Consider the following 23,571-nt stretch of genomic DNA (forward strand, 5'->3'; position numbering starts at 1 on the left):
CCCTATCGTCATGCCGGACTTGATCCGGCATCCATGGACCCCGGATCAAGTCCGGGGTGACGAAGCTGCTTTGTGCGAAGCTCATTCCGCGGCCTCCGCATAATCCGCGCCATGCAGCAGTTCGGCCGAGCAGCGCTCCATCGTCGGCGATGCGCGGCAGATGGCATTGGTGAGGTAGAAATCCTTGATCGGCGACGGGATCGCGCGCGCCTCGGGCTTCGCGTCGAGCTTGGGAACCGACCAGCCGTAATCTGCCAGACCCTCGACGCCCAGCGCTGGAACCGCCGCGATCATCGCCGCGCGACATTCGTCGAAGCTGTCGAAGCCGACGCTGACGCCGAGCGCATCGGCCAGCGCGCGGAAGATGCTCCAGTCTTCGCGCGCGTCACCCGGCGCGAACACCGCCTTTTCGCTGCGCTGGACGCGGCCTTCGGTGTTGACCGTCGTGAAGTCCTTTTCGGTCCACGCCGCGGCCGGCAGGATGACGTCGGCCGCATGCGCGCCCTTGTCGCCATGATGGCCGACATAGACTTTGAAGCTCTTGTCGAAGGCCGCGAAATCGACCTCGTCGGCGCCCAGGAAGAAGGTCAGCTTGGGCTTGGCGGCGATGATGTCCTTGATTCCGCCCGGCTGTGCGTAGCCGAGCATCAAGGCCCCCATGCGCGCGGCCGAGAAATGGACGACATTGAAGCCGTTCCAGCCGTCCTTCACCGCGTCGACGCTCTTGGCGAGCGCCAGCGCGGCGCCATGGACGCCCGGCACCGACAGCGCGCCGCCGCCGAAGACCAGCATCGGTCGCTCGGCGCCCTTCAGCGCATCCATCGCCGCCTTGGGCAGTTTCGCGACCAGCGAGGCATCGTCGCCGAGCCATTCGGTCTTGTAGGTCAGGTCGACTTCGGGCCCGATGCCGAAAACCTTTGCGCCCTTCTTCCACACCGCCTTGCGAACGCGCGTGTTGATGAGCGGCGCTTCCCAGCGCAGATTGGTGCCGACGAGCAGGATCACGTCGGCATTTTCGGCCTCGGCGATCGTGGTATTGAAATTAACCGCCGACAGGCTGGTGACGTCATAGGCGAGGCCCGTCTGGCGCCCTTCGAGCAGGTCGGAGCCGAGCGCATTCACCAGCGCCTTCGCGGCGAACATCGTCTCGCAATCGGCCATGTCGCCGGCGATCGCCGCGACCGACTTGCCGGCGTTCACCGCCTTGATCGCGGCAAAGGCTTCGGCCCAGCTCGCCTCGACGAGCCTGCCATCCTTGCGCACATAGGGGCGGTCGAGGCGGCGGCGCATCAGGCCATCGACATGGTGGCGCGTCTTGTCGCTCGCCCATTCCTCGTTCACATCGTCGTTGACGCGCGGCAGCACGCGCAGCACCTGGCGGCCGCGGCTGTCGATACGGACATTGGTGCCGACCGCGTCCATCATGTCGATGCCCAGCGTCTTGGTCAGTTCCCACGGCCGCGCCTCGAACGCATAGGGCTTGCTGGTCAGCGCGCCGACCGGGCAAAGATCGACGACATTGCCGGACAGCTCGCTCGCGACCGCGCGCTCCAGATAGCTGGTGATCTGCATATTCTCGCCGCGATAGATCGCGCCGATATCCTCGACCCCGGCGACTTCCTCGGCAAAGCGGACGCAGCGCGTGCACTGGATGCAGCGCGTCATCACCGTCTTGACGATCGGCCCCATATATTTCTCGGTCACCGCGCGCTTGTTCTCGTCATAGCGCGACGCACCGCGGCCATAGGCGACCGACTGGTCCTGCAGGTCGCATTCGCCGCCCTGATCGCAGATCGGGCAGTCGAGCGGGTGGTTGATGAGCAGAAACTCCATCACCCCTTCGCGCGCCTTTTTCACCATCGGGCTATCGGTCTTGATCACCTGCCCTTCGGCGGTCGGCAGCGCGCACGACGCCTGCGGCTTCGGCGGGCCGGGCGACACTTCGACGAGGCACATGCGGCAATTGCCGGCGATCGACAGGCGTTCATGGTAGCAGAAGCGCGGAATTTCCTTCCCCGCCATCTCGCACGCCTGCAGAACGGTTGCGCCCTGCGGAACGTCGATTTCTACGCCATCTACGGTAACTTTAGGCATTATTCGGCTGCCTCCAGCGCGCCGCCATTTTCGCGAATGCGGCGTTCGAGTTCGGGGCGGAAGTGGCGGATCAGGCCCTGGATCGGCCAGGCCGCCGCATCGCCGAGCGCGCAGATCGTATGCCCTTCGACCTGCTTGGTCACATCGAACAAGGTATCGATCTCGCTAATGTCGGCGTCGCCGGTGCGCAGCCGCTCCATCACGCGCCACATCCAGCCTGTGCCTTCGCGGCACGGCGTGCACTGGCCGCAGCTTTCATGCTTGTAGAAATAGCTGATACGGCTGATCGCCTGAACGACGTCGGTCGACTTGTCCATCACGATCGCGGCGGCGGTGCCAAGGCCCGAGCCGAGTTCCTTGAGGCCGTCGAAATCCATCGGCGCGTCCATGATCTGCGCCGCCGGGACGAGCGGCACCGAAGAACCGCCGGGGATCACCGCGAGCAGATTGTCCCAGCCGCCTCTTATGCCGCCGCAATGCTTTTCGATGAGGTCGCGGAACGGGATGCCCATCTCTTCCTCGACGACGCACGGGCGTTCGACATGGCCCGAAATCTGGAAGAGCTTGGTGCCCTTGTTGTTTTCGCGCCCGAAGCTGGAGAACCACGCGGCGCCGCGGCGCAGGATCGTCGGGACGACCGCGATGCTCTCGACATTGTTGACCGTCGTCGGGCAGCCATAGAGGCCCGCCCCCGCCGGGAACGGCGGTTTGAGGCGCGGCTGGCCCTTCTTGCCTTCCAGGCTTTCGATCATCGCGGTTTCTTCGCCGCAGATATAGGCACCGGCGCCGCGATGGACGAAGACGTCGAAATCATAGCCCGACTTCGCCGCATTCTTGCCGAGCAGGCCGGCGTCATAGGCCTCCTGCACCGCCGCGAAGAGTGTCTCGGCCTCACGGATGAACTCGCCGCGAATGTAGATGTACGCAGCGCGCGCACGCATCGCATAGCCCGCGATCAGCGCGCCCTCGATCAGCTTGTGCGGATCGTGACGGATGATCTCGCGATCCTTGCACGAGCCGGGTTCGGATTCGTCGGCGTTGATGACGAGGAAGCTCGGGCGGTCGGCGCGCGGTTCCTTCGGCATGAACGACCATTTCAGGCCGGTCGGAAAGCCCGCGCCGCCGCGGCCGCGCAGGCCCGACGCCTTGATTTCCTCGATGATCGCGTCCTGGCCGCGAGTCATCAGATCCTTGGTCTTGTCCCAATCGCCGCGCGCCTGCGCGGCTTTCAGGTGCCACGGCTGATAGCCATAGAGATTGGTAAAGATGCGGTCCTTGTCGGCGAGCATCAGTTGGTCCCACCCTTGCTTTGCATCATCTTGTAAACGACGTAACCGAGCGCGAGGATCAGCAGCGGACCGATCAGCGCAAAGGTCACGCGCAGCACGAAACCGAGTACGACAAGCGCGCCGATGATCGCGAGGATCGTGATGATGTCCTTCTGGGTCATCACCATTCCTTCCGATAGTCGTGGTTGGCCTTGACCATGTCTTTCAGGGTCGTCGGGCCGCCTTCGGGGTCGCTCGTATGACGTTGCGCATTCTGGGTGCCTGCCTTGGGCTGCTTGCCCGCCGCCAGATCCTCGAGGATGCGGGTCATGCTGTCATAGTCGAGATCTTCGTAATTATCGTCGTTGATCTGGACCATCGGCGCGTTGGTGCAGGTGCCCATGCACTCGACCTCGGTCAGCGTGAACAGCCCGTCGGGCGTGGTCTTGCCCTTGGTCATCCCGCGGTTCTTGCACGCCGCCATGACATCGTCCGACCCGCGCAGCAGGCACGGCGTCGTGCCGCACACCTGCACATGATAGCGGCCGACCGGCGCGAGATTGTACATGGTGTAGAAGGTCGCGACTTCGTAGGCGCGCATGAACGGCATATCGAGCTGGGCCGCGACATATTCGATCACCGGCACGGGCAGCCAGCCCTGCGTCTGCGTCTCGGCACCGACCTGGCGCTGCGCGAGATCGAGCAGCGGCATCACCGCCGAGCGCTGACGCCCCGCGGGATAGCGCGCGACGACGGCCTTCGCCTTTTCGGCATTTTCCTTCGTCCACGCAAAAGCGCCCCAGCGCGCGCGGACTTCGGCTTCATCGGGAATTTGCGGTGCGTCGGCCATCAGCGGTCACACTCTCCGAAAACGACGTCAATGGCGCCGATAATTGCAGTGGTGTCGGCGAGCATGTGGCCCTTGCACATGAAATCCATCGCCTGAAGGTGCGAAAACGCCGTCGGGCGGATCTTGCAGCGGTACGGCTTGTTGGTGCCGTCGCTGACCAGATAGACGCCGAATTCGCCCTTGGGGCTTTCGGTCGCCACGTAAACCTCGCCCGCCGGGACGTGGAAACCCTCGGTATAGAGCTTGAAGTGGTGGATCAGCGATTCCATCGACTGCTTCATCTCGCCGCGCTTCGGCGGCGAAACCTTGCGGTCGAGGCTGGCGACCGGACCGCTCGGCATGTCGCGCAGGCACTGCTTGATGATGCGCGCCGACTGATAGACTTCCTGTACGCGGACCATGAAGCGGTCGTAGCAGTCGCCGCGCGTGCCGACGGGAATGTCGAATTCCATCTTGGCATAGGCGTCATAGGGCTGTGACTTGCGCAAATCCCACGCGATGCCGCTGCCGCGGATCATCGGGCCGGAGAAGCCCCACGCCAGCGCGTCTTCCTTGCTGACCACGGCGATGTCGACGTTGCGCTGTTTGAAGATGCGGTTGTCGATGACGAGGCTCATCGCGTCGCCGAACAGTTCGGGCAGACGCTTGTCGACCCATTCGCCGATGTCGACGAGCAGCTTTTCGGGAACGTCCTGATGGACGCCGCCGGGGCGGAACCAGGCCGAGTGCATCCGCGCGCCGCTCGCGCGTTCGAAGAAGTTGAGGCAATCCTCGCGCAGTTCGAACACCCACAGGTTCGGCGTCATCGCGCCGACGTCCATGACGTGCGACCCGATGTTGAGCATATGGTTGCAGATGCGCGTCAGCTCGGCGAACAGCACGCGCAGATATTGCGCGCGTTCGGGCACTTCGAGATCGAGCAATTTCTCGATCGCCAGCACATAGCTATGCTCCATGCCGAGCGGCGAGCAATAGTCGAGCCGGTCGAAATAGGGCAAAGCCTGCAGATAGGTCTTATATTCGATCAGCTTTTCGGTGCCGCGGTGGAGCAGCCCGACGTGCGGGTCGACGCGTTCGATAATCTCGCCGTCGAGTTCCATCACCATGCGCAGCACGCCGTGTGCCGCGGGGTGCTGCGGACCGAAGTTGATGGTGTAATTGGTGACGACCTGATCGCCCGCCGTATCGGCGGTATCGACCGGATAGCCTTCGAACATGTCGCTTCCGTGGTGCCGGACCGTCGCATTATCGGTCATGCGTCACCTCCTGCTTTGGGCTTGCGCGGCTTGGCCGGAGCCTTGGCAGCCGCCTTGGGCTTTGCCGGAGCCTTTTCGGCCTTCTTGGTCGCGGGCGTCTTCGCCTTTGCCGCAGGCTTGGCCTTGGCACTGTCCTTGCTGGGCTTCGCGGCTTCCTTATTCGCCTTTTCGCCCGCGCCGGTCTGTTTGGCATTGTCGGTCGTCTTGGGCGTCGGCGGCGGTGTCTTCTTGGCCTCGTCGGCCTTCTTGACGGCCTCTGCGGTCATCGGCGTCGGCGCGCCCTTGCCCGGCGCCTCACCGGTGCCGCCCGCCTTTTCGTCGCCGGGAAGGATATAGTCGGCGCCTTCCCACGGGCTGAGGAAGTCGAAGCTGCGGAAATCCTGCGCCAGCTTGACGGGTTCATAGACGACGCGCTTGTCCTCTTCGGAATAGCGCAGTTCGGTATAGCCGGTCAGCGGGAAGTCCTTGCGCTGCGGATGCCCCTGGAAACCATAGTCGGTCAGGATGCGGCGCAGGTCGGGATTGCCGCTGAACAGCACCCCGTACATGTCGAACACCTCGCGTTCGAGCCAGCCGGCGTTGGGCCACACGGCAACGATGCTCGGCACCGGCGTTGCTTCGTCGGTCAGCACCCGGACGCGCAGACGATGGTTCCGGGTCACGCTGAGCAGATGATAGACGACTTCGAACCGCTCGGGACGGTCGGGATAATCGACCCCGGCGATCTCCATGAGCTGCTGATAGGCAAGTTCGTCGCGCAGGCCGACCATCACCCCGGCAACCGCTTCGCGGCGCACGGTGATGCTGTCCTCGCCCACGGCGAAGACATGCGCGATCAGATCGCCGCCGACGACTTTCTTCAGTGCCTCGACAATGCCGTCGCGCGGCGCGATCAGGGGAGCGGGACTGGCCATCAGCGTTCGATCGTTCCGGTGCGGCGGATTTTCCGCTGCAACTGCATGACACCATAGAGCAGCGCTTCGGCGGTCGGGGGACAGCCGGGGACATAGATGTCCACGGGCACGATGCGATCGCAGCCGCGCACCACCGAATAGCTGTAGTGGTAATAGCCGCCGCCATTGGCGCAGCTACCCATCGAAATCACATATTTGGGGTTCGACATCTGGTCGTAGACGCGGCGCAGCGCCGGGGCCATCTTGTTGCACAGCGTGCCTGCAACGATCATCACGTCGGACTGGCGCGGGCTGGCGCGCGGCGCAACGCCGAAACGCTCCATGTCATAACGCGGCATGTTGACGTGGATCATCTCGACCGCGCAGCACGCGAGGCCGAAGGTCATCCACCACAGCGAGCCGGTGCGCGCCCAGTTGAACAGATCCTCGGTCGAGGTGACGAGAAACCCCTTGTCGCCGACCTCTGCATTGAGATCGTCGAAAAAGCTCTGGTCCGGGGCGGTCCCCGGAGCGACCGGCATCGTGCCGGGGGTCAGGATGGTCGAATTGCTCATTCCCAATCCAACGCCCCTTTCTTCCACGCATAGACAAGACCGATCGCGAGCTCGGCCAGGAAAACCATCATCGTCGCCCAGCCGGCCCAGCCGATTTCCTTCAGGCTGACCGCCCAGGGAAAGAGGAAGGCCGCTTCGAGGTCGAAGATGATGAACAGAATCGCGACGAGATAGAAACGCACGTCGAACTGGCTGCGCGCATCCTCGAAAGCGGGAAAGCCGCACTCATATTCGGTCAGCTTTGCCGGATCGGGCTGATGCGCCCCGGTCAACCGCGCCACGCCCATCGGCAGGAACACGAACGCCGCCGACAGCGCAACGGCGATGCCCAGGAATATCAGGATTGGCAAATATTGAGTCAGATCGACCATGGGAGCTCGCAGTCATGATTTCGGGCGTTTGCCACCCCGTTTCTGCGGGCGCTTTAGGCCAGCATGGCGCTGCCCGCAAGCGCTGCGGACAGGAAAATCGCCTTGCGAACGCCAAAAGCGCGGGGAACGCTGGCAAGGACGGGCGAAGCTATGTTAGGCGGCTGAACGGGACGCGTGTTGCGGCACGATTTGCCGCCATCCAACTGGGGGACTTTATGCGCCAACTGCCATTTGCCACTGCTCTTGCCACACTTGCCGCCACCGCGCTCGGCGCGACGCCGGCCCATGCCGAACTGGTTACGCCCAAGAATCCCGCCGCAATCGTCGCGATCGTCGAATCGCAGGGCTGGCCGGCCAAGCTGGTGACCTCCAGCGATGCCGACCCCTATATCGAGAGTAGCCGCAACGGCCTGAAATTCCTCGTTCTGTTCATGAATTGCAACGACGCGCACAAGGAGTGCAAGACGCTGCAATATTATATGGGCTTCAACGACGCGAAGAATCTGTCGTTCGAAAAGTTCAACAGCTGGAACAAGGAAAAGCGCTTTGCGCGCGCCTATCGCGACAATGAAGGCGATCCGGTGCTGGAAATGGACGTCGATGTCGATTTTGCCGGATTGCCGCGCGAAAATCTGGGCGAGAGCTTCAACACCTGGGCGTCGCTGATGGATGCCTATCGCGAGTTCATCTACGACGATTGATAGGGCGAAACGCGGACAGCAAAAAGGCCATCCCGGTTGTCCCGCGGATGGCCTTTTTTGCGCTTGCATAACGGGTCAGGCGTTACGCAGTGCGCCCGCGACCAGCTTTTGCAGCTTGGAATGCACCGCGCCGCTGCCCGCGATGAACTCGCTGCGCTCGATCGCCCGATCGCCGCCGCGGAAGTCGCTGACGAAGCCGCCGGCTTCGCGCACGAGCAACATGCCCGCCGCGACGTCCCAGATCGACAGATCGGCTTCCCAGAAGCCGTCGAACCGCCCCGCGGCGACCCATGCAAGGTCAAGGCTGGCGGCGCCGAAGCGGCGGATGCCCGCAACTTCGGGCGCAACAGCACCGAAAATGCGGCTCCACTGGCCGAAATCGCCGTGGCCCATATAGGGGATGCCGGTCGCGATCAGGCATTCGTTGAGACTGCGGCGCGACGAGACACGCAGGCGCCGGTCGTGCAACCATGCACCGCGACCGCGTTCGGCCCAATAGCTTTCGTCGGTGACCGGCTGGTAGATCAGCCCCGCGGTCACATCGCCCCAGCCGCCGCCGAGCTTCGGTTCCTGCACCGCGATCGAAATCGCGAATTGCGGGATCGCGTGCAGAAAGTTCGACGTGCCGTCGAGCGGGTCGATGATGAAGCGGGGCTTGCCGGGCTCCCCTTCGATCTCGCCAGCTTCCTCCATCAGGAAACCCCAACCCGGACGGGCGTGGGTGAGTTCGTCATAGAGCGTGCGCTCGGCCGCCTGATCGGCCTTGGACACGAAATCCGCCGGCCCCTTTTGCGAAACCTGCAGATGCTCGATCTCGCCAAAGTCGCGGCGCAGCTTCGTACCCGCCTTGCGCGCGGCACGTTCCATGACGGTGATGATGCCGGATACGGCCATTTTCGTTTCCTTCAACGCGTCGCCCCCGCGGAGGCGGGGCCGCTGGCTGCGTTGCGCCAGATTGCTCGCGGCCCCCGCCTTCGCGGGGGCGACGTTACTTAATCAGCGCGGCGGACATATTCCCGGTCATAGACGTTGACCACGATACGCGTGCCACTGGTGATGTGCGGCGGCACCATGACCCGCACGCCGTTGTCGAGGATCGCGGGCTTGTACGACGAGGAGGCCGTCTGGCCCTTAACCACCGCGTCGGCCTCGACGATCGTCGCTTCGATCTGTTCGGGCAGTTCGACCGAGATCGGGCGCTCTTCCCACAGTTCGAGCACGACTTCCATGCCGTCCTGCAGGAATTCGTGGGCTTCGCCGACGACATCCTTCGAGATGGTGATCTGTTCGTAGCTGTCCTTGTCCATGAACACGAGGTCGTCGCCCTCGGCATAGAGGAACTGGAAATCCTTGGTGTCGAGGCGGACCTTTTCGACCGTATCGGCGCTGCGGAAACGGTTGTTGAGCTTGCGCCCGTCGATCAGATTCTTGGCTTCGACCTGCATATAGGCGCCGCCCTTGCCTGGCTGGGTGTGCTGGATCTTGGTGACCTTCCAGATGCCGCCCTCATATTCGATAATATTGCCGGGACGGATTTCAACGCCGGTGATTTTCATCGCGCACACTCGCTAGTTCAAGGATGGAAAGAGCCGCCGGCGCAGCGGGTGCGCCGGTCACAGGAGCGCGCCCTTAGCCGCCTGCGCGGCCAAGGGCAAGCGCGTTAGACGCTTTCGGTCGCGCGGCGCGTGCGCCGATAGCTGTATGCGATCAGCGCGACGAAGAGCGAAAGACCGACGATGATCGCCGTCGGCTCGAAGCCCTCGCCGACCAGCGCCAGCGGTGCATCGCTGCCCGAGCCCGCGACGACGCCCGCGAACAGCACGCCAAAAATGCTCTCGCCGACGATGAAGCCCGTCGCGAGCAGGACGCCCATTCGGCTGTAAAATTCGGGGCGGGCGCTGCGTTCGGCGCGTTTTTCCCATAAATGGCCGATCACCGCGCCGATCGGAATGAGCAAGGTCAGCGACATCGGCAGATAGATGCCCATACCGACACCGAGCGGCGGCAGGCGCAGCTTGCCCATACGCCCCAATATCTCGTCGGCGGCGATGATGGCGATGCCGATCAATGCACCATAGCCGATCAGATCCCAGCGCAGATCGCCGCCGAGCACGCCCTTGGCCAGCGCGCTGATCAGAGCCGCTTGCGGCGCCGGCAGCGCATTGGCGCCCGCCCCCGCGGCACCGGCAAAGCCAAATGCCTGGTTCAACAGGTCGAGCACCGGCGGAATGATGAGCGAACCGAAGCCGACACCGATAACCAGCGCGAGCTGCTGCTTCCACGGCGTCGCACCGACGAGCTGGCCGGTCTTCAGATCCTGGAGATTGTCGTTGGAAATCGTTGCGACCGAAAAGACGATCGCGGTGGTGAACAGCGCATAGGCGACAAGCGCGGCGGTATCGGCTTCACTGTGATTGCGCCCGAAGAAGAGGAGCAGCATCAGCGAAGCGGCAATGATCGCGAGGATACCGACGCCCGACACCGGACTGTTCGACGCACCGATCAGGCCGGCCATATAGCCGGTGACCGCGGCGATGATCGCGCCGATGAACAGTACGAACAGCAGCGTCGCGAAAATGACGCCGACCGGATTGGCCGCGATCGGGCCGCCCTGCGCAAAGAACCACAGCAATCCCGCGATCGGAATCAGCGAGCCCAGGATCGTCCCCGCGACGATGCCGAAGGACAGGTCACGCTCGCCCAGTTCGACCACCTCGCCCGCGCCGCGCGCCCGCGACGACGCGATCGAACCCTTGATGCCCTTGACGATCGGGCCGACGATCTTGAGCAGCGTCCACAGCGCCGCGACCCCGATCGTCCCGGCGCCGATGAAGCGCACCTGCTGCGAAAACACCATGCCGACCACATCATCGACCGGTCCGGTCAGTCCCTGCGCTGCGGTCAGCGCGGGCATCAGACCCGCCCATGCGATGACCATGCCGATGAACATCGCCACGCCGACCGACAGGCCGACAAGATGCCCCACGCCGATCAGCGCGAAGGACAGGCTGCCGCTGACGCCGGTGGCGCCGGCGCCGAGCTTGAAATTCTTCGACACTTCGAGCGCCGCGAGCTTCATCGCGCCAAGCAGCGAGAAACCGGCGCTGATCAGCGATCCGAGCAGGATCGTACGCAGGCCGCGCTGATTCTCCTCGGCCCCCTCGCCCGCGCGCGATCCGACCTTGAGCACTTCGGCCGCGGCGACGCCTTCGGGATAGGGAAGGTCCGACCCGGCGACGAGTGCGCGGCGAAGCGGGACCGAAAACATCACGCCCAGCGTTCCGCCGATGAAGCAGACCGCGGCGGTCGTCCAATAGGGGAAACCCTGCCACCAGCCGACGATGACGAGACCTGGCAGGACGAAGATGATAGCCGCAAGCGTCCCCGCCGCACTGGCGATCGTCTGGACGATATTATTCTCCAATATCGTCGCCCCCGACAGGAAGCGCAGGATCGCCATCGAAATGACCGCAGCGGGAATCGAGGTCGCGAAGGTCAATCCGACCTTCAACCCCAGATAGACGTTTGCCGCCGTGAACAGCAGCGTGATCAATCCGCCGAGGATGATCCCGCGGACGGTGAGTTCGCGCATCGAAACGCTGCGCTGGTCGGTATCGGACATAAACTTCTCCCCGCGCGCTGTGTTGCGGGCGGCGCGGAATTAGGCAAGTCAAAACAGGCGTGGAAACGCGACGAAGCGAAACCGAATTGACGCTTCGATCCAATCATCGCCACGCAGCGCGGCGCATAGAGCCGGGCATGACAACGGCCCTTCCCGATCCCAAGCCGCATCCCGGCCCCGAAGCGGCCGCTTCGGTCAAGCGCCCGGCGCCATGCGCGGGCCTCTTCGGTTGGCGCAAGTGCGACGAAGCACCGCGCGACGAGCATCCGCGCACGCGGACCTGACGCGCGCGGCCTAATCCGCTGCCATCAGCGCGGCGAAAGCCTGCACCGCTGCCACCGGGCCGTCCGGATGGTTCCAGACGCCGCCCGATACGGCAAGGAAATCGGCGCCGGCATCGATCAACAGCTCCGCATTCTCGACCGTGATCCCGCCGATCGCAACGCAGGGCAGCTCGAACAGTCCCTGCCACCAGCTGAGGATTTCGGGCTCGGCGCGATGTTCGACCGCCTTTGTCGTCGTGGGGAAGAAGGCGCCGAAGGCGACATAATCCGCCCCCGCTTCGCCGGCATCCATCGCAAGGTGGCGGCTGTTGTGACAGGTTACGCCGATCTGCGCGCCGGGGCCGAGCAGCCGCCGCGCCTCCTGCGGATCGCCGTCCCCCTGCCCCAGATGGACGCCATCGGCCTTGAGCCGCTTCGCCAGCGCCATGTCGTCGTTGACGATGAAGGCGACATCGTGCGCGGCGCAAATCGCCTGTAGCGGTTCGGCAAGGCGCGCCGCTTCGTGCTGGGTCAAACCCTTGACGCGGAACTGGAACGCGGCAACCGGGCCGGCGGCCAGCGCCGCTTCGAGTTGCGCCGGAAAGTCGCTGCCGACATCGGGCGGCGAGATGAGGTAAAGCTGGCAGGTCGGTTCGGTCATGGCGGGTTCATAGCTACGCCGCCAGCATGCCGCAAATGCAGAAGATGTTTCGCGCCGCCACCCTGTCCCTCGTCACTGCTGCGACCGTTTCGGCCTGCGCAGCGACTCGCGACGTTACCGCATTGCCCGACGCCGCCAATGTCGCCATCGGCCAGCGCGCCTATGCCGACGGCCCGTTGATCCAGCCGGTCGCGGTGATCGAGGACAGTCGCTGCCCCGTCGGAGTCGCCTGTGTGTGGGCAGGCCGCGTCCGCGTGAAGATGCTCTGGCTTCGTCCCAATGGCGAGGCACAGCCTTTCGAAGCGGTGCTGGGCGAGCCGACGCCGCTGGCCGACGGCACGATCACGCTCGAATCGGTGCATCCCGACAAGCGCCCCGACCGACCTATCAGGGCCGGCGATTACCGCTTCGCCTTCCGATTCATGGGCGGTCTTTAGGCGACCCGCGCCAGCACGAAGCCGTCCCATCCCTTCGCGCCGACCGTCTGCACGGCGGTGGCGTCGATGCGCGGGTCGGATTGCAGAAAATCGAACAGCGCGCGTGCGCCCAGGATGCCGGGATCGTGGCTGGCGGGATCAAGGACGCCGCCTTCGCGCACGACATTGTCGACGATGATCGTCGTGCCGCTGCGGCCGAGGCGGATCGCTTCGGCGACATAATCGACATTCCTCTGCTTGTCGGCGTCGATGAAGACCATGTCGAAAGGCGCGACGTCGGTCATCGCGGCAAGGCTGTCCATCGCCGGGCCGACCCGGATCTCGGCCCGATCAGAGAGGCCGGCGCGATCGAGATTCGCCTGCGCGACGCGGGCATGCATGTGGTCGACTTCCAGCGTCACCAGCGCGCCATCGTCCGGTAGCGCCCGCGCGAGCCAGATCGTCGAATAGCCGCCGAGCGTCCCGATTTCGAGGATGCGCCGCGCGCCCGCCATTTGCGCGAGCAGATAGAGCATCTTGCCCTGCGCCGCCGAGACGTCGATCGGTGGCAAGCCGTTTTCGGAATTGTGGGCGAGTGCGGCCGCCAGGATCGCGTCGTCGCCAATCAGCTTCTCGCCGATATAGGTGTCGACGCGGTCCCAGCTATCGGTCATCAGGCGACCGATGCGGCGTGAATTTCGTCGATCGCGCCGCCGAGCGAGCCGTTGAATTCCGCGTCACTCATCTGGTGACGCAGATCTTCCAGCAGCGCGCGGCTGAAACTGGCGATGATGCCGGGGTTCTTGGCCAGTTCGACGCACGCTTCGGGGCGCGCGAAGCCGCCCGACAGCGCGACGACGCGCAGCACCTTGGGATGATCGACGAGCGGCTGGAACAGGCCTGCTTCGGTGGGCAGCGACAGCTTGAGCATGACCGGCGCGCCGGTCCATGCGTCGAGCGCCGCGAGCGTTTCCGCCAGCAACAGTCGGTCCGCCGCATCGCGCTCGGGGCTCTTGATATTCACTTCGGGTTCGATGATCGGCACCAGGCCGTGCGCGGCGATGCGCGCGGCTTCGGCAAATTGCTGCGCGATGATTGCCTTGACGCCCACCGGGTTGGCGAGGTTGACGACGCTGCGCATCTTGGTCCCGAACACGCCCTTCGCAACCGCCCGCTCGCACAGCGCGTCGAGATCGGCGTTGGGCTTCATCAACTGAACGCCGTCAGCTTCGGCTTCGAGGCCTTTGTCGACCTTGAGGAACGGGACCACGCCGCGCTCCCACAGCAGAGCCGGGATCGGCTTGCCATCGGCTTCGCCGTCCATGGTGCGTTCGAACAGGATCGCGCCGATCACCTTATCGCCGTTGAAGCAGGATGCGGTCACGATCCGGCTGCGCATTGCATGGATCAGCGCGAACATTTCCTCGTCGCCCGAATATTCACCTTCTTCGATGCCATAGCCCTTGAGCGCCTTGGGCGTCGAACCGCCACTCTGGTCGAGCGCGGCGATGAAGCCCTGGCCCGATTTGATCTTTTCCAGCATCTCGGCATTGGCGGTCGTCATAACGTCTCCGTGGGTTTGCATACGTATGGTGCGGCGCGCATAGCGGCCCGTTGCCTGGGACGCAATGCGATGGGAACTCAGGCCTTAAGCGCGTCTACCCCCGGCAAAGGCTTTCCTTCCATCCATTCGAGGAAGGCGCCGCCTGCGGTCGAAACAAAGGTGAACTCGTCCGCAACGCCGGCATGGTTGAGCGCGGCGACGGTATCGCCGCCGCCGGCAACCGAAATCAGCGACCCTTCGCGCGTCAACGCCGCCGCCGTCCGGGCGAGCGCGACGGTTGCGGCGTCGAACGGCGCAATCTCGAAAGCGCCGAGCGGACCGTTCCACACCAGCGTGCGGCAGCTTTTCAGCACGTCACCGAGCGCCTCGACCGCCGCAGGCCCGACATCGAGGATCATCTCGTCCGCCGCGACTTCGTGGATGTTCACGGTGCGCGTCGGCGGGTTCGCGGCAAATTCTTTCGCGACGACCACGTCATAGGGCAGATGGATGGTGCAGCCTGCGGCATCCGCCGCGTCGAAAATCGCGTTGGCGGTATCGACGAGGTCGTGCTCGCACAGCGACTTGCCGACATCGACGCCGCGCGCCGCGAGGAAAGTGTTCGCCATCCCGCCGCCGATGATCAGATGATCGACCTTGCCGACAAGGTTGCGCAGCACGTCGATCTTGCTCGACACTTTCGCGCCGCCAACAACCGCCGCAACCGGATGCGCGGGATTGCCGAGCGCGGCGTCGAGCGCCTTGAGTTCGGCCTCCATCGCGCGGCCGGCATAGGCGGGCAGCCGATGGGCAATGCCCTCGGTCGAGCCATGCGCGCGGTGCGCCGCCGAAAAGGCATCGTTGACATAGATGTCGCCGATTTCGGCAAGCGCATCGGCGAACGCGGGGTCGTTCTTTTCCTCACCCGCATGAAAGCGCGTATTTTCGAGCACGGCGACGTCGCCGGGCGCGAGGACGGCAACGCCCGCCTCGGCGCCTTCGCCGATGCAATCGGGAATGAACATCACCGAATGGCCGAGGACGTCGGCGACGCCGTCGATGACGAGGCTGAGCGACTGGGTCGGGTTCTTCGCCCCTTTCGGACGGCCGAAATGGGCGAGCAGCAGAACGATGGCACCCTTGTCCGACAGTTCGCGGATCGTCGGCATCGCTGCGCGAATTCGCGTGTCATCGGCGACGGCGCCATCGGACATCGGCACGTTGAGATCGACGCGCACCAGCACCTTCTTGCCGGTGACGTCACCGATGTCGTCGAGCGTCTTGAAATCTGCCATCTTTCACTCCGATCCCGGAGTGTTCCCCCGCGAAGCCGGGGGTCCATCTCCTGCGCTCTTATCCCCTGATCACCGCCGGTTTCATTCCGATGCGGTCGGAGATGGGCCCCCGCCTTCGCGGGGGCACAAGGATATTGTTAAAGGAACTTCGCGATCACGCCCGCCGTGTCGATCATGCGGTTCGAGAAGCCCCATTCATTGTCGTACCAGCTCAGCACCCGCACCAGCTTGCCGTCGATAACCGCGGTTTCAAGGCTGTCGATGGTCGAGCTGGCGGCGTTATGGTTGAAGTCGATCGAAACCAGCGGTTCCTCGGTATAACCAAGGACGCCCTTCAGCGCGCCTTCGGCCGCGGCCTTGAGCACCGCGTTCACTTCTTCCTTGGTCGTTTCGCGCGACGGGGTGAAAGTGAGGTCGACCACCGACACATTCGGCGTCGGAACGCGGATCGATGACCCGTCGAGCTTGCCCTTCAACTCGGGCAGGACGAGGCCGACGGCGACCGCCGCACCGGTCGAGGTCGGGATCATCGACATTGCGGCGGCGCGGGCGCGGCGCGGATCGTCGTGGATCTGATCGAGGATTTTCTGGTCGTTGGTATAGGCATGGATCGTCGTCATCAGGCCGCGTTCGATACCGATCGCTTCGTGCAGCACCTTGGCGAAGGGCGCGAGGCAATTGGTGGTGCAGGACGCGTTCGAGATGATCCGGTGATCGGCGGTGATCTGGCTGTCGTTGACGCCGTAAACGACGGTCAGGTCGACTTCCTTGGCGGGCGCCGAGATCAGCACGCGCTTCGCGCCGGCGTCGAGATGCTTCTGGCCGCCGGCCTTGTTGGTGAAGAAGCCGGTGCATTCCATCACGATGTCCACGCCGTTGGCGGCGTGCGGCAGGGCGGCGGGATCGCGCTCGGCAGTGACCTGGATGCGCTTGCCGTTGATGATCAGGTCGTTGCCATCGACTTCGACGGTGCCGTTGAAGGCGCCATGAACCGAGTCATGGCGAAGCAGGCGGGCATTGGCCTTGGCATCGCCCAGATCGTTGATCGACACCAGTTCAAGGTCATGATCGGTGCGCTCGAGAATGGCGCGCGCCACATTGCGGCCGATGCGTCCGAAACCGTTGATTGCGACTTTCACTGCCATGTCGGTTAGTCCTTTCTGCGGAAGGTGGCGGCCGGTCTTATGCGCCGAGCCGCGCCAGAATCTTGGGGGTGATGGCGTCGACCGTCAGGCCGAAATGCCGGTAGAGATCGTCGATCGGCGCCGACGCGCCAAAGCTGTCGATGCCGAAGCGCAGGCCATGGCGACCGGTGTAGCGTTCCCAGCCGAAGGTCGTCCCGGCCTCGATCGAGACGATCAGGGCATCGTCGGGCAGCAGGCCGGCCTGATAGGCCGCATCCTGTTCGTCGAACAATTCGGTCGACACCATCGAAACGACATCGGCACCCTGCCCCGCCGCTTCGAGCTTTTCGGCGACATCGAGCGCCAGCGACACTTCGGAGCCGGTCGCGACCAGCACGACCTTGCGCGCCGCGGCGGCGCTGCGAAGACGGTAACCGCCTTTCAGACAGAGATTTTCCGTGACGTCATGACGCAGCGGCGGCAGATTCTGGCGCGTCAGCGCGAGAAGCGTCGGACGGCTGTCCTGCGCGAGCGCGATCGCCCAGCATTCGGCCGTCTCGACCGCGTCGGCCGGGCGCATCACGAGCAGATTGGGCATGGCGCGCAGCGACTGCAGATGCTCGATCGGCTGGTGCGTCGGTCCATCCTCGCCCAGCCCGATGCTGTCGTGCGTCATCACATAGACAACGCGCTGACGCTGGAGCGCCGACAGGCGGATCGCGCCGCGGCAATAATCCGAAAAGACCAGGAAAGTGCCGCCATAGGGGATAACGCCGCCGTGCAGCGCCATCCCGTTCATCGCCGCCGACATACCGAATTCGCGGATGCCATAATAGATATAGCGACCCGAATAATCGTTCCGGTTCAGCGGCTTGGTCGACGATGTCTTGGTGTTGTTCGAGCCGGTGAGGTCGGCGCTGCCACCGACAAGCGAGGCGATGTCGGCGGTCAGCGCGGTCAGCGCATTCTCCGATGCCTTGCGCGTCGCAACCTTCGGCGGTTCGGCAACCAGCCCGCCGAGATAGGCTTTGAATGCATCGCCCGGCGCGACCTTGCCGCTCAGGCGATCCTCAAAATCCGTTTTCTTGTCGCTATTTGCAAGGCGATTCTTCCACGCAGCATGAAGTGACTGGCCGCGCTGGCCAAAGCCGCGCCATGCGTCGGCAATGTCGGCGGGAATGACGAACGGTTCGGCGGTCCAGCCCATATTGGCGCGCGCCGCCGCCACCTCGTCGGCGCCGAGCGGCGAGCCATGCGTAGCCGATGTGCCCTGCTTGTTCGGCGCGCCGAAGCCGATCAGCGTCTTGCACGCGATCAGCGACGGGCGATTGTCCGCCAGCGCCGCGTCGATCGCACGGCGAATATCGTCGGCATCATGGCCATCGCAGCTGTCGACATGCCAACCGGTCGCCGCATAGCGCGCTTTCACGTCCTCGCTGGTCGACAGGTCGGTCGATCCGTCGATCGTGATCTTGTTGTCGTCCCAAAGCACGATCAGGCGGCCAAGGCCCAGATGACCGGCCAGGCCGATCGCTTCGTGATTGATGCCTTCCATCAGGCAGCCGTCGCCGGCGATGACCCAGGTACGATGATCGACGAGATCGTCGCCGTAAATGGCATTGAGATGGCGCTCGGCGATCGCCATGCCGACCGCGGTCGCAAGCCCCTGCCCCAGCGGCCCCGTCGTCGTTTCGACGCCGGCAAGCTCGAAATTTTCGGGATGCCCGGCGCAGGGACTGTTCAGCTGGCGGAAATTGCGGATTTCCTCCATCGTCGGGTGCGCATAGCCCGCGAGATGGAGCGTCGCATAAGCGAGCATCGAGCCATGACCCGCCGAGAGGACGAATCGGTCGCGATCGGCCCATTTGGGATCGCTCGGATCGAATTTCAGATAATCCGAATAGAGGACGGTCGCGACGTCGGCCATGCCCATCGGCATCCCGGGGTGACCGCTGTTCGCGGCCTGTACGGCGTCCATCGCAAGCGCGCGGATCGCGTTGGCGAGCTGGCGTTCGGGCAGTGTCATCTTTTCCCCGCTTATGTCTGGGCTGGCGTGCGCGACTGCCCTTTGCGGCGGCGCCGCCGAGAGTCAACCGCCCGCGGCAAGAATTCGCGCGCATTTCGGCGCCGACAGGCGATTGCACCCCTCCCCCGGCGCTGCTACCCCTGTGGCATGGAACTCGATCTCGACGAATCCAGCCTCGCCATCGGCCGCATCGAGCGCGCGCTGAGCCGCATCGAAAAGAGCCTGGCCGAGCGCGCCGAACGCAGCGCATCCGATCAACCCACAAGCGATCAATCGGCCCTGAAGGCCGAAGTTAACGCTGTTATCGGCGAACTGGACCGACTGATTGCGGAGGCGAATCGTGGCTGATGTCCGGCTGAACATAGCCGGGCGCACCTATGATTTGACCTGCGCCGACGGCGAGGAGCCGCAGCTTCAGAAGCTTGCCGGGCTGATCGACGAAAAGGTCCGCGCCATTCCGGGCAGCACCGAGGTACGCCAGCTTCTCTTCGCGGCGCTCATGCTCGCCGACGAGGCGCAGGAAGCAAAGGCCAAGGTCGACAGGTCCGAACCCCAATCCGATTCGCTGCGCGCCGCGGTTGCGCTAGCGGAAAGCCGCGAAACGCAGGCGCGCGACGAACTCGCTGCGGCGCGTAGGGAAATCGAGGCGCTGAAGGCCGCGCCGCCGCCCGCTGCCGCAGCCGCGCCGCGCGCGGCGCACGACCGCGCACTGCTCCAGATCGCCGACCGGATCGAAGCGCTCGCCGCAAAGGTTGAGCAAAGCGCTTGAGGATGGGGCCCCGCGTCCCTAAATAGGCATCGGCGGGTACTGCCCGGCACGAGCCGTTGCGAAAATCCCTGAGGCGATACATCATCCAAGGGAGCTGTCCCTGCCCGGACCCTGGTCCGACGTACATGGCCCCCACCTGACGTTACTGGCGTCAGAGGATCTTCCGGAAACCGACCCATGGTGGTCCCGCCAACCCGACAGGCTTTGAAGGAGGCCCGGCCCGCATGACGCCCGACCTCGCTTCGCAGAAACAGGCGCTGCGCGAACGATTGCGCTTTCGCCGCCGCCATTTCGTCGCCAATCTCGACCCGATGGGGCGGCTCGCTGCCTTTCGCGTCGTTCCCGACACGCTCCGCAAGCTGCTCGATGCCAGCCCCGTCGTCGGTGCCTATGCACCGTGGGGCGACGAACCCGATATCCGCCCGCTGCTGCTGCTGGATGGCCGGCGCATCGCGCTGCCGCATCACGCAGACCGCACGGCCGCCATGACCTTTCGGATATCGGACGATGGCGATGCGCTTCGAAAAGGGCCGTGGGGATCGCCCCAGCCGCCCGACAGTGCCGAAATCGCGCATCCCGACATCATCCTCTGCCCGCTCGTCGGTTTCGACCGCCACGGCGGCCGTCTCGGCCAGGGAGGCGGGCATTATGACCGGTTCTTTGCCGAATATCCGGCGGTTCCGCGCATCGGGATCGGCTGGTCGGTGCAGGAAGTTGACACTGTTCCCATTGAACAAACCGATATTTTGCTCGATGCGGTCCTGACCGAGCAGGAATATATCATCACCGGAGACCGATTGTGAGCGAGCCCCCCGCCGATCCGCAGCCAAGCTGGCGTAAGCCGACCGGCATCCTTCTGATCTTGGCGCTGATCACGGCGTGGGCGGCTGCCGTCGTCAGCCTGTCGCCGTGGGTCGGCGGCTGGCCGGTGCTGGTCCAGGCGATTTTCTATCTGGTCGCGGGGATCGCCTGGGTATGGGTGCTGCCGCTGCGGCCACTGCTGTGCTGGATGGAAACCGGGCGCTGGCGCGCGCCACAATAGGGATTGGCACCGCCCGATTATTCGATAGCCTGCGCGCACCATTGGGGAGGCAGGCGCGATGCGGGTATTTATGGGAACGGGGGCTGTCCTGTCGCTGATTTTGGCGAGCACCCCGGCAGCGGCGCGTGATGACGGTCTGCGAAAGCAGGTGAAGGCGCTCGTCAAGGCGTGCCCCGCCGCTGCCAAAGGCTATGATCTTGCCGCCCTGACGCCCGACGGTCTGGCCACGCCGGACTATCGGGCAAGGTTCGAAGAATGGGCCGGGGCGCCCGATCCCGATACGCAACCGGGTAGCGGCGGCGCAACGATCATGCTGCGCGGCGTGATCGGTTCAAGCATCACGCAGGATATCCGCTTTTCGACCGTCAGCACCCTGTGGCGCGACGCGGCCGGGGCATGGCAAGTCTTGCGCGTCGATCATGGGACGCTGCCGCCCGTGCCACCGCCCCCGCCGCCCCCCGAATTGTTCGAAGAGCCCGATGCGGCCTATGGTTTCATGACCGAGCAGGTCAAGCCCGCCCCCGACAAGAGCCGCCGCGTCCAGCGCGGCCGCCTGCTTCCGGCGGCGGCGGCGGAACTCGATCGCCTGCTTGCCGATCCCTGTCTGCAACTCGAACAGATGGGGCTGACGGCGCACCGCAGCAAAAGCGAGGTTCCGCCCTGCCCCTTCGACTATGCCGGGTCGACGATCGAGGTGACGCGCGATGCGCGAAGCTGGCTGATTTCGACCGATTGCCGGCGCGAATTGCCGAGCGCGAAGATCGCCGACATTCTCTTTTATCCGCAGGCCGATGTCCCCATGCCCGACTGGGACAGGACAGCGTGCGCCGATTGCGTCCGCTATGTCCTTGTCGCCGAATATTTCCGGCGCGCCGAGCGGACTGGCGACGCCGCGACCGATGCGGTGATCACCCGCGCTTATGCTGCCGTGGCCGGACGCGATTATGCCGGGGCGCGGCGCTTGCTCGAGCCGTTGGCAAGCGAGACGTCCGCCTATCCGCTGCGTTGGTTGCTGATGCCCGAACTCGCGTGGCTACGCGACAAGACCGGCGATACGGACGGCGCAATCACGCTGCTCGCCATCGCAGGCGCAGCGGCCGATTATCAGCGAGGCCGGCTGCGCTGCGATGCCCCGATCGGCAATCTCACCGAATTTCAGGACGTCATGCAGCGGCGTTTCGGCATTGCGCAAGTCTGCGATGCGCCGGAGCAGTTCGCCATCCCCGACGGGTTCGATATGGCGTCGGTGGAGCTTGCCCGGCAGAAGGCCGGTGCGATCGAATATCCGATATATTCACGAAAGACGGAAGCGACCCAAGCCAAGGATTGAAGGAGGCGCCACCTGCCGAAATTCAGGGCAAGTGGCGCGAGTGACGGGGCTCGAACCCGCGACCTCCGGCGTGACAGGCCGGCGCTCTAACCAACTGAGCTACACCCGCTTGCGCTTGGGAGCCGCGCCAATATTGCCCTCGTCCCGACCTGTCAACCGTCCCGATCAAACTCTTTTCGATTTAATCGCTCGCGCATCTCTTCGGTCGCGGTGAGCGTCCCATGTTCGAATAGAAAACCGGCAAGATCAGGCGTGCCGGTCGAGGCAAGGACGGTCTGCACGATCAGGAGCAGCGGCACCGCAAGCAGCGCCCCCGGCGTCCCCCACACCCATCCCCAAAAGCTGAGCGAGACGAGAATCAGCAGCGGATTGACGGTCAGCCGCCGCCCCAACACCAGCGGCGTGATCAGATTGGCCTCGACCAGATGCACCCCGATGAAGATGACGGCGGGCAACAGCGCGACCCCGACCGCATCGAAGGTCATCAGCCCGCCCAGACCCAGGAGCATCGCGGCGACGATCGGCCCGAGATAGGGCACGAAATTGCACAGCGAGACAATGCCGCCCCACATGAAGGGCGACGGCATGCCAAGCGCCCACAGCAACAGCGAGACGATCAGTCCCAGCAGCGCATTGATCATCGTGATCGTCGCGAGATAGTCGGCAGTCGCATCCACGACATTCTGGATCACGCGCGCGGTCTGCATCGCGCCATCGAAGCTGCCGCGCCGGCGGATCGTGCTGCGCCGCAGCCGCGTCCATCCGGCGAGGAAGAAGAAGATCACGAGTACCGCGAAGAGAAGCTGCACTGCCGCCGCGGGCGCGGCCGAGATGAAATAGTCGACGACCGAGGTTGGCGCGGTGGCGGCCATGGCCTGCGCGGTCGCTTCGGACCCGCTCGCGACCGAGGTCAATGTGCGGTCGACGAATTTCTGCAAGGTCGAATAGAAATCGATCACCGGCGCCAGATTGGTCTGGATGCGCGGGATCGATTCGGGGATGCGCGCGAACCAGCCCGTCGCGGGAACGACGATGATCGCCAGCGCCGCGTTGACCAGCATCAGAAAGCTCGAGAGCGCCAAAAAGGCCGCCAGCGCCGACGGAACGCGGCGCCGCTCGAGCCATTCGAGCAGCGGAACGAGGGCAATGGAAACGACGATCGCCGCGGTAAGCGGCAGGAAGAATTCGGCGCCGGCCTGCAGCGCGAAGGGCAGCCCCAGGCAGAAGGCCGCACCAATGATAAGCGTCAGCGCCGCGAGCAACCGGTCCCGACGAAAATCATCGATCTCAACGCGTTGCGCTGCGTCTTTGAGCAGGGGTGGCACCTTCGGGTGCTCGCTGTCCTCCATTGCGTCGATTGCTCCCGTTGAACCCGATCCTCTTAGGCGCACTTTGGCGTCGGCGCCAGTGGCGCCCGAATGGATTGGCCCAATGGTGCGCCATTATTCCCCTGTCCCCATTTAGGACAAAAG

At 64.4% G+C, this 23,571-nt stretch carries 26 protein-coding genes and 1 tRNA gene; 8 read left to right on the forward strand and 19 right to left on the reverse strand.

Going from position 1 to position 23,571, the window contains the following annotated elements; all coding sequences use genetic code 11:
- Nucleotides 1-81: 81 nt before the first annotated feature.
- From nuoG to ATE59_RS06500, 8 genes are read right to left on the reverse strand one after another with little or no spacing between them, the layout of a single operon-like run.
- Entirely contained in the window at nucleotides 82-2,094 is a 2,013-nt protein-coding gene (gene nuoG, locus ATE59_RS06470) for an NADH-quinone oxidoreductase subunit NuoG (RefSeq protein ID WP_058811642.1), read from the reverse strand.
- Nucleotides 2,094-3,383, reverse strand: coding sequence for an NADH-quinone oxidoreductase subunit NuoF (gene nuoF / locus ATE59_RS06475; protein ID WP_197409139.1), 1,290 nt, complete (start codon nucleotides 3,381-3,383; stop codon nucleotides 2,094-2,096). The genes nuoG and nuoF overlap by 1 nt, the downstream gene beginning before the upstream one ends.
- Entirely contained in the window at nucleotides 3,383-3,544 is a 162-nt protein-coding gene (locus ATE59_RS17770) for a hypothetical protein (protein ID WP_156416724.1), read from the reverse strand. The genes nuoF and ATE59_RS17770 overlap by 1 nt, the downstream gene beginning before the upstream one ends.
- Nucleotides 3,544-4,212 carry a complex I 24 kDa subunit family protein gene (locus ATE59_RS06480; protein ID WP_058811644.1) on the reverse strand — a complete coding sequence of 223 codons (669 nt, stop codon included), beginning with the start codon at nucleotides 4,210-4,212 and terminating at the stop codon, nucleotides 3,544-3,546. The genes ATE59_RS17770 and ATE59_RS06480 overlap by 1 nt, the downstream gene beginning before the upstream one ends.
- Nucleotides 4,212-5,429, reverse strand: coding sequence for an NADH-quinone oxidoreductase subunit D (locus ATE59_RS06485; RefSeq protein WP_040590797.1), 1,218 nt, complete (start codon nucleotides 5,427-5,429; stop codon nucleotides 4,212-4,214). Before ATE59_RS06485 ends, ATE59_RS06480 begins: the two co-directional genes overlap by 1 nt.
- A gap of 35 nt (nucleotides 5,430-5,464) precedes the next feature.
- On the reverse strand, nucleotides 5,465-6,382 hold the full coding sequence (locus ATE59_RS06490) for an NADH-quinone oxidoreductase subunit C (RefSeq protein WP_058811645.1): 918 nt from the start codon (nucleotides 6,380-6,382) through the stop codon (nucleotides 5,465-5,467).
- The gene (locus tag ATE59_RS06495; RefSeq protein ID WP_086455609.1) at nucleotides 6,382-6,936 is read right to left on the reverse strand and encodes a NuoB/complex I 20 kDa subunit family protein; all 555 of its coding nucleotides are present in this window, start codon (nucleotides 6,934-6,936) and stop codon (nucleotides 6,382-6,384) included. Before ATE59_RS06495 ends, ATE59_RS06490 begins: the two co-directional genes overlap by 1 nt.
- Nucleotides 6,933-7,307 (reverse strand): NADH-quinone oxidoreductase subunit A, encoded by a 375-nt coding sequence (locus ATE59_RS06500; RefSeq protein WP_003051572.1) that lies wholly within the window; start codon nucleotides 7,305-7,307, stop codon nucleotides 6,933-6,935. The genes ATE59_RS06495 and ATE59_RS06500 overlap by 4 nt, the downstream gene beginning before the upstream one ends.
- 215 nt (nucleotides 7,308-7,522) lie before the next feature.
- Between ATE59_RS06500 and ATE59_RS06505 the strand changes: the two genes are divergently transcribed.
- A complete protein-coding gene (locus ATE59_RS06505; protein WP_058811646.1) occupies nucleotides 7,523-8,008 on the forward strand; it encodes a YbjN domain-containing protein in 486 nt (161 codons plus the stop codon).
- Nucleotides 8,009-8,083: 75 nt separating this feature from the next.
- On the opposite strand, the gene ATE59_RS06510 is transcribed toward ATE59_RS06505, so the two are convergent.
- The 3 genes from ATE59_RS06510 to ATE59_RS06520 all read right to left on the reverse strand — a co-directional run bounded on the left by ATE59_RS06510 (nucleotide 8,084) and on the right by ATE59_RS06520 (nucleotide 11,630).
- Nucleotides 8,084-8,902, reverse strand: coding sequence for an inositol monophosphatase family protein (locus ATE59_RS06510; RefSeq protein ID WP_058811896.1), 819 nt, complete (start codon nucleotides 8,900-8,902; stop codon nucleotides 8,084-8,086).
- A 98-nt stretch (nucleotides 8,903-9,000) separates the two neighbouring features.
- On the reverse strand, nucleotides 9,001-9,564 hold the full coding sequence (efp, locus tag ATE59_RS06515) for an elongation factor P (RefSeq protein ID WP_003051563.1): 564 nt from the start codon (nucleotides 9,562-9,564) through the stop codon (nucleotides 9,001-9,003).
- Nucleotides 9,565-9,668: 104 nt separating this feature from the next.
- On the reverse strand, nucleotides 9,669-11,630 hold the full coding sequence (locus ATE59_RS06520; protein ID WP_058811647.1) for an OPT family oligopeptide transporter: 1,962 nt from the start codon (nucleotides 11,628-11,630) through the stop codon (nucleotides 9,669-9,671).
- Between the two features lie 137 nt (nucleotides 11,631-11,767).
- On the opposite strand from ATE59_RS06520, the gene ATE59_RS17775 reads away from it, so the two are divergent.
- The gene (locus tag ATE59_RS17775; RefSeq protein ID WP_156416725.1) at nucleotides 11,768-11,914 is read left to right on the forward strand and encodes a hypothetical protein; all 147 of its coding nucleotides are present in this window, start codon (nucleotides 11,768-11,770) and stop codon (nucleotides 11,912-11,914) included.
- Between the two features lie 10 nt (nucleotides 11,915-11,924).
- Here ATE59_RS17775 and thiE read toward each other — a convergent pair whose 3' ends face one another.
- Complete coding sequence (thiE, locus tag ATE59_RS06525; protein ID WP_058811648.1) at nucleotides 11,925-12,554, reverse strand: thiamine phosphate synthase; 630 nt, start codon at nucleotides 12,552-12,554, stop codon at nucleotides 11,925-11,927.
- A gap of 35 nt (nucleotides 12,555-12,589) precedes the next feature.
- On the opposite strand from thiE, the gene ATE59_RS06530 reads away from it, so the two are divergent.
- The gene (locus tag ATE59_RS06530) at nucleotides 12,590-12,991 is read left to right on the forward strand and encodes a hypothetical protein (RefSeq protein ID WP_231737199.1); all 402 of its coding nucleotides are present in this window, start codon (nucleotides 12,590-12,592) and stop codon (nucleotides 12,989-12,991) included.
- Here ATE59_RS06530 and ATE59_RS06535 read toward each other — a convergent pair.
- From ATE59_RS06535 to tkt, 5 genes are all read right to left on the reverse strand, one after another.
- Nucleotides 12,988-13,644, reverse strand: coding sequence for an O-methyltransferase (locus ATE59_RS06535; protein ID WP_058811650.1), 657 nt, complete (start codon nucleotides 13,642-13,644; stop codon nucleotides 12,988-12,990). The two genes, ATE59_RS06530 and ATE59_RS06535, sit on opposite strands and share 4 nt — an antisense overlap.
- The gene (locus ATE59_RS06540) at nucleotides 13,644-14,534 is read right to left on the reverse strand and encodes a fructose bisphosphate aldolase (RefSeq protein ID WP_058811651.1); all 891 of its coding nucleotides are present in this window, start codon (nucleotides 14,532-14,534) and stop codon (nucleotides 13,644-13,646) included. Before ATE59_RS06540 ends, ATE59_RS06535 begins: the two co-directional genes overlap by 1 nt.
- A gap of 77 nt (nucleotides 14,535-14,611) precedes the next feature.
- Nucleotides 14,612-15,808 (reverse strand): phosphoglycerate kinase, encoded by a 1,197-nt coding sequence (locus ATE59_RS06545; RefSeq protein ID WP_058811652.1) that lies wholly within the window; start codon nucleotides 15,806-15,808, stop codon nucleotides 14,612-14,614.
- Nucleotides 15,809-15,945: 137 nt separating this feature from the next.
- Complete coding sequence (gene gap / locus ATE59_RS06550; RefSeq protein WP_058811653.1) at nucleotides 15,946-16,953, reverse strand: type I glyceraldehyde-3-phosphate dehydrogenase; 1,008 nt, start codon at nucleotides 16,951-16,953, stop codon at nucleotides 15,946-15,948.
- Between the two features lie 37 nt (nucleotides 16,954-16,990).
- Nucleotides 16,991-18,958, reverse strand: coding sequence for a transketolase (tkt, locus tag ATE59_RS06555; RefSeq protein ID WP_058811654.1), 1,968 nt, complete (start codon nucleotides 18,956-18,958; stop codon nucleotides 16,991-16,993).
- Nucleotides 18,959-19,105: 147 nt separating this feature from the next.
- Between tkt and ATE59_RS06560 the strand changes: the two genes are divergently transcribed.
- The 5 genes from ATE59_RS06560 (at nucleotide 19,106) to ATE59_RS06580 (ending at nucleotide 22,099) form a co-directional block, all read left to right on the forward strand.
- The gene (locus tag ATE59_RS06560; RefSeq protein WP_058811655.1) at nucleotides 19,106-19,306 is read left to right on the forward strand and encodes a hypothetical protein; all 201 of its coding nucleotides are present in this window, start codon (nucleotides 19,106-19,108) and stop codon (nucleotides 19,304-19,306) included.
- Nucleotides 19,299-19,727 (forward strand): cell division protein ZapA, encoded by a 429-nt coding sequence (locus ATE59_RS06565; RefSeq protein WP_058811656.1) that lies wholly within the window; start codon nucleotides 19,299-19,301, stop codon nucleotides 19,725-19,727. Before ATE59_RS06560 ends, ATE59_RS06565 begins: the two co-directional genes overlap by 8 nt.
- A gap of 224 nt (nucleotides 19,728-19,951) precedes the next feature.
- Entirely contained in the window at nucleotides 19,952-20,530 is a 579-nt protein-coding gene (locus ATE59_RS06570) for a 5-formyltetrahydrofolate cyclo-ligase (RefSeq protein ID WP_058811657.1), read from the forward strand.
- On the forward strand, nucleotides 20,527-20,769 hold the full coding sequence (locus tag ATE59_RS06575; protein ID WP_003051523.1) for a DUF2842 domain-containing protein: 243 nt from the start codon (nucleotides 20,527-20,529) through the stop codon (nucleotides 20,767-20,769). The genes ATE59_RS06570 and ATE59_RS06575 overlap by 4 nt, the downstream gene beginning before the upstream one ends.
- A 58-nt stretch (nucleotides 20,770-20,827) precedes the next feature.
- Nucleotides 20,828-22,099 (forward strand): hypothetical protein, encoded by a 1,272-nt coding sequence (locus ATE59_RS06580; RefSeq protein ID WP_156416726.1) that lies wholly within the window; start codon nucleotides 20,828-20,830, stop codon nucleotides 22,097-22,099.
- 32 nt (nucleotides 22,100-22,131) lie between these two features.
- On the opposite strand, the gene ATE59_RS06585 is transcribed toward ATE59_RS06580, so the two are convergent.
- Together ATE59_RS06585 and ATE59_RS06590 are read right to left on the reverse strand one after the other, a co-directional pair.
- Nucleotides 22,132-22,208, reverse strand: a tRNA-Asp gene (locus ATE59_RS06585).
- A 43-nt stretch (nucleotides 22,209-22,251) separates the two neighbouring features.
- Nucleotides 22,252-23,448 carry an AI-2E family transporter gene (locus tag ATE59_RS06590; RefSeq protein ID WP_058811659.1) on the reverse strand — a complete coding sequence of 399 codons (1,197 nt, stop codon included), beginning with the start codon at nucleotides 23,446-23,448 and terminating at the stop codon, nucleotides 22,252-22,254.
- Nucleotides 23,449-23,571: the final 123 nt, after the last annotated feature.

Source organism: Sphingopyxis sp. A083 (assembly GCF_001468495.1).
GTDB classification, from domain to species: domain Bacteria; phylum Pseudomonadota; class Alphaproteobacteria; order Sphingomonadales; family Sphingomonadaceae; genus Sphingopyxis; species Sphingopyxis terrae.